This window comes from Pseudomonadota bacterium (assembly GCA_026388215.1).
Lineage (GTDB): Bacteria > Desulfobacterota > Syntrophorhabdia > Syntrophorhabdales > Syntrophorhabdaceae > JAPLKF01.
The window spans coordinates 1-11,486 of sequence record JAPLKF010000111.1; the positions used below are offsets into that span (position 1 = coordinate 1).

11 protein-coding genes are annotated in these 11,486 nt (G+C 37.1%); 2 read left to right on the plus strand and 9 right to left on the minus strand.

The window, feature by feature from the left end:
- Positions 1 to 262 precede the first annotated feature (262 nt).
- From NTU69_06345 to NTU69_06355, 3 genes are all read right to left on the minus strand, one after another.
- A complete protein-coding gene (locus NTU69_06345) occupies positions 263 to 724 on the minus strand; it encodes a tetratricopeptide repeat protein (protein MCX5803141.1) in 462 nt (153 codons plus the stop codon).
- A 208-nt stretch (positions 725 to 932) separates the two neighbouring features.
- Positions 933 to 2,123 carry a hypothetical protein gene (locus NTU69_06350; protein ID MCX5803142.1) on the minus strand — a complete coding sequence of 397 codons (1,191 nt, stop codon included), beginning with the start codon at positions 2,121 to 2,123 and terminating at the stop codon, positions 933 to 935.
- A 3-nt stretch (positions 2,124 to 2,126) separates the two neighbouring features.
- Positions 2,127 to 3,059 (minus strand): NlpC/P60 family protein, encoded by a 933-nt coding sequence (locus NTU69_06355; GenBank protein MCX5803143.1) that lies wholly within the window; start codon positions 3,057 to 3,059, stop codon positions 2,127 to 2,129.
- A gap of 246 nt (positions 3,060 to 3,305) precedes the next feature.
- Here NTU69_06355 and NTU69_06360 point away from each other — a divergent pair, with 246 nt between their 5' ends.
- On the plus strand, positions 3,306 to 5,303 hold the full coding sequence (locus NTU69_06360; GenBank protein ID MCX5803144.1) for a heterodisulfide reductase-related iron-sulfur binding cluster: 1,998 nt from the start codon (positions 3,306 to 3,308) through the stop codon (positions 5,301 to 5,303).
- Positions 5,304 to 5,351: 48 nt separating this feature from the next.
- Here NTU69_06360 and NTU69_06365 read toward each other — a convergent pair whose 3' ends face one another.
- Positions 5,352 to 5,525: a 4Fe-4S binding protein gene (locus NTU69_06365; protein ID MCX5803145.1), complete on the minus strand. Its 174-nt coding sequence runs from the start codon at positions 5,523 to 5,525 to the stop codon at positions 5,352 to 5,354.
- A 182-nt stretch (positions 5,526 to 5,707) separates the two neighbouring features.
- On the opposite strand from NTU69_06365, the gene NTU69_06370 reads away from it, so the two are divergent.
- On the plus strand, positions 5,708 to 6,394 hold the full coding sequence (locus NTU69_06370; protein ID MCX5803146.1) for a hypothetical protein: 687 nt from the start codon (positions 5,708 to 5,710) through the stop codon (positions 6,392 to 6,394).
- A gap of 112 nt (positions 6,395 to 6,506) precedes the next feature.
- Here NTU69_06370 and NTU69_06375 read toward each other — a convergent pair.
- From NTU69_06375 to NTU69_06395, 5 genes are all read right to left on the minus strand, one after another.
- Positions 6,507 to 7,681 (minus strand): IS3 family transposase gene (locus tag NTU69_06375; GenBank protein MCX5803147.1). Its coding sequence is split into 2 segments (ribosomal slippage): positions 6,507 to 7,423 and positions 7,423 to 7,681, totalling 1,176 coding nucleotides; the frame shifts between segments, so codons are not numbered across the junction.
- Between the two features lie 239 nt (positions 7,682 to 7,920).
- Positions 7,921 to 8,634 carry an alpha/beta fold hydrolase gene (locus NTU69_06380; protein MCX5803148.1) on the minus strand — a complete coding sequence of 238 codons (714 nt, stop codon included), beginning with the start codon at positions 8,632 to 8,634 and terminating at the stop codon, positions 7,921 to 7,923.
- Positions 8,635 to 8,636: 2 nt separating this feature from the next.
- Entirely contained in the window at positions 8,637 to 9,131 is a 495-nt protein-coding gene (locus tag NTU69_06385) for a ribonuclease H-like domain-containing protein (GenBank protein MCX5803149.1), read from the minus strand.
- A 40-nt stretch (positions 9,132 to 9,171) separates the two neighbouring features.
- The gene (locus tag NTU69_06390; GenBank protein MCX5803150.1) at positions 9,172 to 10,224 is read right to left on the minus strand and encodes an LptF/LptG family permease; all 1,053 of its coding nucleotides are present in this window, start codon (positions 10,222 to 10,224) and stop codon (positions 9,172 to 9,174) included.
- 10 nt (positions 10,225 to 10,234) lie between these two features.
- Positions 10,235 to 11,413 carry an LptF/LptG family permease gene (locus NTU69_06395; GenBank protein ID MCX5803151.1) on the minus strand — a complete coding sequence of 393 codons (1,179 nt, stop codon included), beginning with the start codon at positions 11,411 to 11,413 and terminating at the stop codon, positions 10,235 to 10,237.
- Between the last annotated feature and the right edge of the window lie 73 nt (positions 11,414 to 11,486).

The window sequence follows — 11,486 nt, forward strand, 5'->3', positions numbered from 1 at the left end:
CATTACAATTATAGTTGATTATTTTGGTGGGTTTCCACTCTCTTTACATCCCGAGAGCATCGTAATTTCTCTTGTCATTAGTATGGTGATTGGTATCCTGGCTGGTATCTACCCTGCTATTCAGGGAACAAAGTATGAACCCGTCAATGTTCTTTATGCGTGAGCAATGAGCAAAGCAATATCCAATAACCAGATAGACACAATAACCAATTACCAAATAACAATAACCAGACAAATTCTAAGTTTGTAATTTGATTATTGGTTATTTATCTATATGCTGGAGAGCCTTTTCTGAAAGTGTTTTAAGAACAATTTCAGAGGAATCGTTCAATATTTCTCTGTATATTTTCTTTGCCTCTTCATTTTTTCCTTTTATATAGTATATCTTACCGAGATAGAGTTTAGCTATCTTATAAGTTTTTCCTTGTTTTTCATTTGCAATCTTTTGAAATATGTCTTCTGCTTTTTTCAAATCATCTTCCCTTCCATTCAGGCTGTATTCTTCAAAGCTTCTTATCCCTTGAAAAAGTATGAGCTGTGCCCTTTCATTTTTCTTTTGGTCATGCAACCTGTAACCATACACAGAAAGGCTGACAATACAGAAAATCGCAACCCCGACAATACACAGTTTGAGGTTTGCTCGGATGAATTTAACGGTAGATTCTATTGTTTTGATTAATATATCAGGTTTTTTTATCTCTTCCTTTATTTTCTTTCTTGCCATGGTTGTTGGTATTTCAACATATTAAACTTATCTATGTCAACATTAAGAATTAGGTGATAGCCAGTAGTTCATGGTAACTACGAAGTAGTATGCATCAAAATCGTCTGTTTGGTCTATCTGGTCTGTTTTGTCTTTATGACCGGATAGACTGAAGAGACTGAATAGATGAGATAGACAAAATTACTGCTTAGCGCCTACTGCCTACTCCTTACTGTCTGTTGTATCTCCTTGCTGCCTTAATATATACCCTTACCCTTCTTATATTTTTATCTCCTACTATTCGGGAGAGGGTTTCTTCGTCATACTTAGAAAGTTCTTGTATATTTTTTACTCCCTGTTTTCTTAGTTTTGAAAAGTTTTTATATCCCAGACCTTTTAGATGAAGTAATGCAACCAATTCACCTTCCTCCTTATTCAGTTGGTTCACGTCTATTCCGAAGCTCGTTTTAACCCCTTTTGCTATGAAAAGACCGAGTTTTTCCTGTTCAATAAAGGATAGTTTATCTATTTTTGTTGCATATGAGGAAACAGTGTATCTGTCTATCATCGGGAAGGATAAAATGGATATGGCAGTAGCAATTAATGTGATAGGATACAATGGTTTTTTGTGAATCGACCTCCCGTTTAAAAGGTTTACAAGGGTAATTGTTTCAAGCCCGAAAACCAGGAAGCCTATATAACCAGGGATGGGCATTTCAAAGATTTTTAAATCTTCAAAAAGGGGCACACTGTATATCCACTTTGAGATAGACCAATAGTTCCATATTTCCCATAATAGCCCGCATATAAGTCCTGAAATCATTGCAGCAATGAAGTTCCCCATGCTGCCCCTTTCGAAATCTTTCATAAAGGAGGCATGCCCCCTTATGTAATTGTAACCGTCAAATATCAAAGCAAAGAATATCCATGTGAGAGGGAAAAAATAGGCAGGGAATAGACATGTCAGTAAAATTGTTAAGATACCCAGTGAAATTGAATATAACGGGTAATTCTTTATATGGAAGGGTTTTGCTTTTATTTCGCCAAAAAGGGTGAATATAAGCTCTTTTGTGATATAGATTGCGGGGATAACAGTTCCATACGATAAAAGATAACCCGCATATCTTCTGTATACCTCTACTGGAAGGTTTATATAAAACCAGTTATGTATTCTTAAATTTATTATCTCAAATATACACCAGAAACCACAGGAGATAAGAACCAGTGAAGGAAGGCGCCTATTGACAATCAGAAAAGTCTTCTTTTTGAATGTTAGGAGTACGTCAAGGAAGATTATATACGACCACCATGATGTAAGATAGAAAAAGTATTGAAAAGGCTCAATCCTGTTTAATAGAACGTAGTAACCAAAGAGGTGAAGAAAAATCGAGAAGGCAATAAGACTGATTTTTTTTTTCACATATTAAGAATTATTGGAAGTTTTTTCCGGATTATTCGATATTTCAGAACCTTCTTCTGGCAACTTTTTCACCCTGACAGCCCCTATATAAGTTCTGGAGTAAAAATCCGATGAAAGGGCATCAATCTTCACACCTACCTTTCCATGTCCGGATGCTGAATGAATAAAGTTGCCATCCCCGATATAAATACCTACATGGGTTGGAAGTTTTGCATGTCTTTTCGTTTTAAAGAACACCAGATCCCCGATGGCAAGTTCTTCTTTTGATATCCTTGTGCCTGCCTTGAATTGTTCCCTTGCGCTTCTTGGAAGTTCAACGTCAAATATATCGTAAATCTTCTTAACATAAGCAGAACAGTCAAGACCCCTTACGCTTTCCCCCCCATACTTGTATGGAGCACCCATAAAGCTTTTCGCTACCTTTACTAACATATGTTTTTCATCATTACTCTTCCATGGTTTTAAGGGTGTGCCTTTAAGAGTTATAAACTCCTCTTCACTTTCTTCTATAACCTTTGGTATGAGGATAATCTTCCCTGGTGATAGCCTCTTCTTTTTTAAGTTGTTTGATTCCAGAATATCTTCTTTTTCAACATTGAATTTCATTGCAATTTTGTTGAGGGTATCACCCCTTTTCACTTTATATTCTATAAATTCTGCATCACTTTCAATAATATTAGCTTCATTTTGTATATTATTTGCGTGTGAATCGTCCGCATCTTTCTTGATGAAGATCAATTGCCCAAGTTTTAACCTGGATGTCTTTAGGTTGTTCAAGCTCCTGAGCTTATCAATAGAGACATGATATTTTTTTGATATGGTATACAAACTGTCGCCAGATTTTACTTTGTAGGTAATCTCTGAGGAAAAGACCATGCTGGATGTTATGACAAATAAAAACAGAGAAATGGCGATAGTAAGTACAGTTCTTTTCATGGGGTATTTTCTACCTTATCAAAATAACTAAATTTATGTCAAGTTATTTTTTTTGATTATCCTTGTTTCGCATTAAAAATAAAACATATTTACCCTGAATCTGATTCATAAAATCTGTATTTTCCATTGATTTTCATAAACAGGATTAAGAAAGTTGTTTTACTTCAAGCCTTGAACTGTCACATTTATATTGATTTTATACTATTTTTATACTGAAATATATGTCAAAAACTATTCAGGAGGAAGATGATGGATATTGTTGGCAGGGAAGTCTTCTGGAACGTGGGACAAGGGGCACGATGGATTACTTATGCATTAATGATAATTACCTTTATTTTCTTAATCTATGGATTAAGAAAGAGATATGCTATGTGGAGGATAGGGAAGGGTTTCCCGTTCAATTTTTCTCAAAGATTATGGGAAAGAATAGGTTATTTCATTAGTAACGGGATATTCCATAAATCTATATTGCGGGAATCTTACCCTGGCTTGATGCATTTTTTTATTTTTTGGGGATTTTTGATCCTTGCTATCGGTACCGCACTCGTTGCCCTTCAGGATGATATTATCAGACCTTTCTTTAAGGAAAACATTCTGCAAGGAAATTTCTACCTCATTTTTTCTTTTTTTCTTGATCTTGCAGGTATTATTGCAGTCATCGGTATAGTTATGGCTTTATGGAGAAGGTATGTGACAAGACCTGAAAGGCTGGATAACAAGCCCGATGACTTTATAACGCTTATCTGGATAATTGTTGTTCTTATTACAGGTTTCTTTGTGGAAGGTGCAAGGATCGCATTTTCAAGACCCCCTTTCGAGGTCTGGAGTTTTGTGGGTTGGTTTACATCATCTCTGTTTGTAAATCTTTCTAAAGACAGTATTTCTGTAACCCATGTTGTTTTCTGGTATGTGCACATGCTGCTATCGTTTGGTCTTATAGTTTATATTGCATATTCAAGATTGCTCCACATAATAACCTCTTCCCTCAATATGATGTTCAGGGGTGTAGAGGACAGTCCGAGGGGTGCTATTGCGCCTATTCAGGATTTTGAAACTGCTGAAGAATTTGGTGTGAACTCAATCGAAGGGTTTACATGGGGACAGATTTTTGACCTTGATGCCTGCACGAGATGCGGCAGATGTCAGGACCTGTGCCCGGCGCACTTGAGTGAAAAACCTCTCTCCCCAAAAAAGTTTATACAGGATTTAAAAGGTGAATGGGAAAGGAGAGCAAAGGGTATAAAAAGCGAAGATGGTTTGATAGACAATGTAATACAGGAAGAGGCCCTATGGTCATGTACGGCATGCCTTGCATGTCAGGTTAACTGTCCTGTATCAATACCCACATTTGACAAAAATATAGAAATGAGAAGATACCTTACATTGACACTGAGTAAGACAACCTCTGAAACAAGGCTCCTTTTCAAGAACTTACAGCAAAAGGCTGACCCCTATGGTATGGGAAAGAGACAAAGAACAGAGTGGACAGAAGGTCTTGAAGTAAAAAACGCTGCCGGGGGAGAAGTAGAATATCTTTACTGGGTTGGATGTGTCGCTTCCCTTGATGACAGAAATAGAAAGGTGGCAAAGGCATTTTCTACAATACTTAACAAGGCGGGTATTTCTTTTGGTATCCTTGGTCAGGAAGAAGCGTGCTGCGGGGATCCTGCAAGAAGGACAGGGAATGAAGATCTATACCTCGGAATTGCGCAGGGCAATGTAGAACTTCTGAATGAAATGGGTATTAAAAAGATTATTACGACTTGCCCCCATTGTTATCATACCTTAAAAAATGAGTACCCACAGATTGGGGGTATTTTTGAAGTATACCATCAGGCAGAATTTATATGGAAACTTGTGAGTGAGGGGAAGATTTTATTGAATCCAGCTGTCGAAGGAATAATTACATACCACGACCCGTGTTACCTGGGGAGGGTTAACAGGATATTCGACCAGCCAAGGAATATTTTAGAAAAGGTTAAAAAGGGTGAATTCCGGGAGCTACAAAGGAATTTCGATAGGAGCTTCTGTTGCGGTGGCGGCGGTGGCAGAATATGGATGGAGGAACATCATAAAAGGATTAACCATTTAAGAATAGAAGAAGCCATTGGTATTTCGGCAAATACAGTAGTTACTGCGTGTCCTTATTGTCTTATTATGATGGAGGATGCTATAAAAGATAAGGAAAAAACAGAATCGATGAGGGCCTTAGACCTCTCTGAACTTGTTGTAAAGAGTATATAAAAGGATGGGTTCGCCCCATCCTTTTATATTTTTAATAAGTAAGTAAAATCACTCTTCCAAAGTAATTGCTTCTACAGGGCATTCTTCTGTGCATGCACCACATTCCGTGCAGAGCTCGGGATCAACCTTTGCCATATCATCAACGGTTATAGCGTCAGCAGGGCAAACCTCTGCGCATGCTCCACATCCTGTGCAGGCATCTTCATCTACTTTTGCAGGCATGTTTTTTCCTCCTTTCTTTTTAGAAATTCCTCTTTTTAGTTTAGAAATTCCTAAACAAATATAAAAAGAATGTCAACAAAAAAATTGTAAATGTCTGGGATTCAAGGATTTAAACCCTCGAATCCTAACTTTTTATTATTTTGTAATTGACATAACCACTTATATCTAATAAGATTTTTTATATGAAAGAGTTTTTCAGGGACATGTTTTTGGATTTGTACGAAAATTTCACCGAGGTCTTTCTCAATGTGCTTGTCATGGTTATTGTCATGATAGGCGGGTTCATCGTAAGTTGGTTTATAAAAAAGCTTCTTGGGAAGCTTTTGATACTATTTCGATTTGACAAGTGGGCAAAGGATGTAGGCATCATTAATTTCCTGGAAAAGGGTGGGGTGAAAACTCTTCCCTCTCTTATTCTCAGTAAAATTGTATATTGGATATTTATAGTAGCATTTTTCTCTTTTGGTTTAAATTTTATAGGAATGACACAATTTTCTGAATACGCTTCAAAGGTTTCAAGTGCCTTACCCAGTATAGTAATTTCTCTTGTTATTGTAATAATGGGGATCATATTCAGCAATTTCATAAGTCGAGTGATATATATGGCCTGTGAAAATGCAAACATCAAGTATGGCGATTTTTTAGCCAAGGGGATAAGGATTTTTTTAATTATCATTACCTTTGGGATTGTTTTTGAATACATAGGTGTTGGAAATACTATAATAACTATAAGTTTTTTAATAATATTTGGTGGGATTATCATGACCCTCTCTCTTGCATTGGGCATAGGCCTGAGCAATGTTTTGGGGGACCTGATAAGGGACAAGGTTAAAATGAGAGGGGAGAAGAAGAAAGATAATCACCAATAATCAAATTACAATAACCACAAAAACATAATAACCAAACATCAAATTACAATAACCAAAGTAAAGAACAATCACCAAATGACCCCTGATGTAAATAGTGGACACGAAAATAATCTCATGCTGCATCTTTCCTCTCATAGAATTGTCTCATATAGGCAACAGGGGATAAATACCCCAGCCTTGCCTGTCTGCGTTGTCTGTTGTAAAAGATCTCAATATATTCAGTAATATCCCTCATTGCCTCATCCTTTGTCGCATAATGTTGATGATAGACAAGTTCATTTTTCAGTGTTCCCCAGAAGCTCTCCATGGAAGCATTATCGTAACAGTTTCCTTTTTTACCCATGGAGGCCTTCATATTGAACCTTTCAAGGATCTCTCCATAGTCAAGTGAGCAGTACTGGCTTCCCCTATCCGAATGATGGATAAGACCTGCTGGAGGCTTCTTTGTTGATACTGCCCTGTAAAGGGACCTCATGATAAGGTCTCTGGTGATTCTCGATCCTAAGGCATGGCCGACGATTTCTCCGTTGAAGAGGTCTTTGTGGGCGGCACAGTAGAGCCATCCTTCATCGGTAGAGATATACGTGATGTCACTGACCCAGACCTTATTTGGTGATGGAACCTCAAAGTGTTGCTCCAGAAGGTTTTCTGCCGCAGGAAGCGTATGTTTGGAGTCTGTTGTGGCCTTAAACTTCCGTATTTGTTTACAGCGTATCCCGAGCTTTTTCCTGATCCTTCTGATCCGTGAGATACCGACAGTAATACCATGGGCTAAAAGGTCCTGTTGCAATCGTTCCGGTCCATAGGTTCCCCGGGTTCTTGCATGGGCTGCCTTTATCTCACCTTCGAGCCGTCCTTCCTCCAGGGCATGGTTTGATAGAGGACGTTTACGCCATGCATAATAGCCGCTTGGCGATACGTTCAGCATACGACACATAAAGGGAGTGGTATAGGAGAGTCGCAGTGTATCCATCAGCGCGTACCTGACTGCGACTCCCTGGCAAAGTACGCGGCTGTTTTTTTTAAGAAATCACGCTCCATCTTTACCTGGGCAAGTTCACGCTTGAGGCTTAATAGTTCCATTTCTGTTTCGGTAATGACCTTCTTTGAACTTCCCACATCAGAAAGCTTGCCCTTTTTCTCTGCCCTGACCCAATAGGTTATGGTTGATTTAGGAATCGACAATCTGCGTGCGACCTCCGGTGCTTTCAAGCCACCCTCTGTTATCATTCTTACTGCTTCTTCCCGAAGTTCCTTTGTGTATACTGCATTGGGAATCCTTTCCATTCTGACACCTCCGTTCTTGTATTGTACATCAACTTTGGTGTCCACTAAAAGCATCATACCTCAAAACACCAATAACCAAACACCAAATAGGCTGCAATAACCAATTGACCAAGCACCAATCATCAAACAAACTTCAATTACCAATTTTCCAATAATCAAATAGATTCCAAGTCTGGAACTTGGAATTTGGTGATTGATTATTGGATGCTATCTGGTTATTAAAATTTGATTATTGGTTATTATCTTCCCATTAGGTATCCGCGGAACCAATTAAGCGCAAGATTTATTGCTTTTCTTCTGTGTGATGGATGAGAAAATATGTGATCCGCCCCTTTTATGATTTCAATTTTTTTTGGTCTTTTAGTATTTTTATATATTGCTTTTCCTTCATGATAGGGGACGACCTCATCCATTTCTCCATGGATTACCAATACACATGATACCTTTTCTGCTTCAGACAGGACGTTATATGAAAGAAAGTCTCTAAAAAGGGTTTTTTTAAATTTTATTTCTGATATCCATCCATCCTCTTTATTTTCTAATTTATAAGGGGTTGCCCACAGGGATATACATTTTATCCTTTTATCTCTTGCGGCCTTAACCACACCTGTGGTACCACCAAAACTACTTCCTATGATACCAACCTTTTCCGGGTTTATAAGATGATGATTAAAGACAAATTCAGCAACAGAATCAAGATTTTCAATCCTGATAGTCAGTGTAGTCTCTTCTATACTGCCTTCACTTTCCCCACATCCATGGTAATCAAATCTACAGGTTGCTATACCTGTTTCAGCAAAACTTTCTGAGAGAGAGATATATTTGGAGCTTTCTTTTGAACTTACCAACCCATGGGAAAGAATCACGCAGGGATATTGTTTTTTACCCCCTGGAATCACCATAATGCCGCTTATTTTGTTATATGATGATTTGATTTCAAAGGGTTCCAGCATGATTATTCTCCTTTAAGCTGGCCAAAGAGAATCTTTTCAAGGCTGATAAGGTTTAGTACATCCTCTTTATTATATTCGAGGAGAAGGTTGAGGGCATCAAGTCTATCCTTTTCGCCGACCCTGCCTCTTCTAATATACCTTTCCCATAATAGCATTGCCTGGTAACCATTTACCCCTTCTGTTTTTCTTTTTATTCCAAACATCTTTTCAAGTTCTTTTAACCCCCCTTTTATTCCTAACCCCTTTTTTACCTTAAAGAGGTCAAGTGAATCGTGGGTTACCTTTAAATCTAAATTGAGATATTTCTTAATCATGGGTATGTCGAAACTGTCGCCATTGAAGGTAACAACAGTATTTGCATTTTTCATAATCATTTCGACATTATTTGTAGTTATATCTTTCCCGTATAATTGAACAAACCCATTATATTCTAAGAATATGCCGATTACACACATGTTCCCCTTTCGGTCGGTTTCTATATCCAGATATGCTTTCATTAGAATTTTTCAACCTCTCTTTCTTTACCACAACTCTTTTTCATGTCCTTAATGTCACAATGCCGATAATCCCAAGTGAAAAAAAGAGCAGATTTGAAAACCATACAGCAAAGATTGGGGGGAAGATTTCTGAATATCCTAAAGATAAAGAGATGGAATGAAAAAACCAGTATAGTACACCAAGGGATATGCCAGAAAATATGCCCTTTGAAATATGTTTTGTCTTGACGTATCTTAATCCTACAGAGAATGCAGCAAAAACCATAATAAGGTTAATGAAAGGGAATGCTATTTTGTTGTATAAATCAACAAGGTATCTTCTTATATCATGTCCATCCCGTTTCAATTTCTTTATATATTTAGAAAGTTCATTATACCCCATCTCTTCAGGGTTTCTTTCTATAACTTTAAATATGGATGGAGGTTCCTTTATGATACCATTTAGACTGTTATATGTTTTTTTTGATGTAACCCCTTCTTCTCCGAACGTTCTCTCAATGACATTGCTGAAGACCCATGAGCCGTCTTTCCAGACCCCTTCTTTTGCGTCAACCCTTCTTGTGATTGAAAAGTTTTTTGATATCTCAACTACAGTAAGCCCTTTTATTATGTCTTTCTTTGCATCGAAAAAGTCTATGTTACTGATAATATTGTCTCTTTTGTACCATATTCTGTCATTCTTAAAGAATACATGGGGTTCTTCCTTTTTTATTTTTACCCTGTAAAGATATTCTGAGGCATTTGAGGTTATAGGTATTATCCATTCAGAACAAATGAATGAAAGTATTATTAGTATCAGAGAAAAAGAGACTAATGGTTTCATAAGGGAGAATGTACTTATACCTGAGGTTCTCACAATAATGATTTCATTGCTCCTTATCATCAATATAAGGAGAATGAGCATGGATACGAGAAACGAAAGGGGGAGTATTAGATTAAAATAATAGGGAGCCCTTAGGAAAAGGTAAAAGGCGCTTAATATAAAATTGCTAAATGAGGATGTAAACAAGTCCATATGTTCAAAAAACTCGATGGTTATGAACATTACTAATCCTGTGAATTCTGTTATTGATAAGATTTTTATAACATTCAAGATTAAGTATTTATCTAATCTTTTCAAAGTAATATACCAATAAATGTCTTAATTTTTGTGATACCCTTGAGCGTTCTTCATCATTCAGGTGTTTTAAGAGATATAAACCTATTATGGCAATTACAATGTTTGGTATAAACGACGTAATAAAAACAGGCAGATGTATCGTTTTTCCTATATTCTCAGTAAGGGCCATTAATATGTAATAAAAGATAAACAGGAACAGGCTGTATAATAAACCAGAGAATTTGCCCTCTATTTTTCTTTTGATACCCAGGGGTATTGTGAGGAGTACAAATGCTAATGAAGAAAGGGGTATAGATATTTTCTTATATATTTCCAGCAGGAGGTCATACCTATCTGTTTCATTGGCATTTAAAAGGGCTTTGTTTAATTCCTTTCTATCCATTTCATAAGGTCTTTTTCTTAATTCCCTGTTGTGAGGTAACGTGTTCCCAAGGTTCATTGAGTATGTATAGTTTTTAAAGGATAAATTTCTATACACATCATCTATTTTTTCCCATCTATGAAGGGTACCCTCTTCAAGGATAAAGTAAAGGTCCAGCGTTACAGGATCAAGGTTTATAAAACCTTTGCTTGCTGATATAGTCTGTTTTACATCCTTGTCTCTGTCATCAGAGACTATTATCCCTGAGAGAAATTTGTTTTTTGTGTCCACTTTGTTAATGTAAATAACAATACCAGGGATTATGTCATTGAATACGCCTTCTTTATCTTCAATGGTTATTCCCTTTTTTATAATGTTTATCAAAGTTGTTCTGAATAGGTCTCCGCTTTTCGGTATCAGTAAGTTTGTATTGAGCAGCGCGACAAGTGTGATTATCACTCCTATAGCTGTTATGGGTATAAAAAGGCACTTAAGGTCAACGCCACTTGCCTTTAAGGCAAGGATTTCATTTTCAGTAGAAAGTCTCCCGAGTACAACGATTGTAGACAATAAAAAGGCCATTGGTAGGGTAAAGGTGAGATACGGTGGTGAAGAATAGACTATGAGAAGAATTATATCCTTTGCTTCAACCCCTTTATTTATAACGAGATCCGCAATTTTTCCGATTCTGCTCAGTACGAGGATGAATGTGAGTACCCCAAGGGATAGAAGGAATATGCAGGAGATCTCTTTTAATAGGTATATATAAAATTTCCTGTGTAATTTCTGGACAAATTCCATCCTATCAATCTAACATTCTTAAGCCCTGTAAGTCAATTTTGGCCGTGAACCATTTAGCTCTTAGCTGATAGCT

Excerpts from the sequence above, each read along its gene's own strand:
- NTU69_06360 (MCX5803144.1), top strand. The coding sequence starts at position 3,306 with ATGATGGATATTGTTGGCAGGGAAGTCTTCTGGAACGTGGGACAAGGG.
- NTU69_06370 (MCX5803146.1), top strand. The coding sequence starts at position 5,708 with ATGAAAGAGTTTTTCAGGGACATGTTTTTGGATTTGTACGAAAATTTC.
- NTU69_06345 (MCX5803141.1), bottom strand. The coding sequence starts at position 724 with ATGGCAAGAAAGAAAATAAAGGAAGAGATAAAAAAACCTGATATATTA.
- NTU69_06365 (MCX5803145.1), bottom strand. The coding sequence starts at position 5,525 with ATGCCTGCAAAAGTAGATGAAGATGCCTGCACAGGATGTGGAGCATGC.
- NTU69_06395 (MCX5803151.1), bottom strand. The coding sequence starts at position 11,413 with ATGGAATTTGTCCAGAAATTACACAGGAAATTTTATATATACCTATTA.
- NTU69_06385 (MCX5803149.1), bottom strand. The coding sequence starts at position 9,131 with ATGAAAGCATATCTGGATATAGAAACCGACCGAAAGGGGAACATGTGT.
- NTU69_06355 (MCX5803143.1), bottom strand. The coding sequence starts at position 3,059 with ATGAAAAGAACTGTACTTACTATCGCCATTTCTCTGTTTTTATTTGTC.
- NTU69_06380 (MCX5803148.1), bottom strand. The coding sequence starts at position 8,634 with ATGCTGGAACCCTTTGAAATCAAATCATCATATAACAAAATAAGCGGC.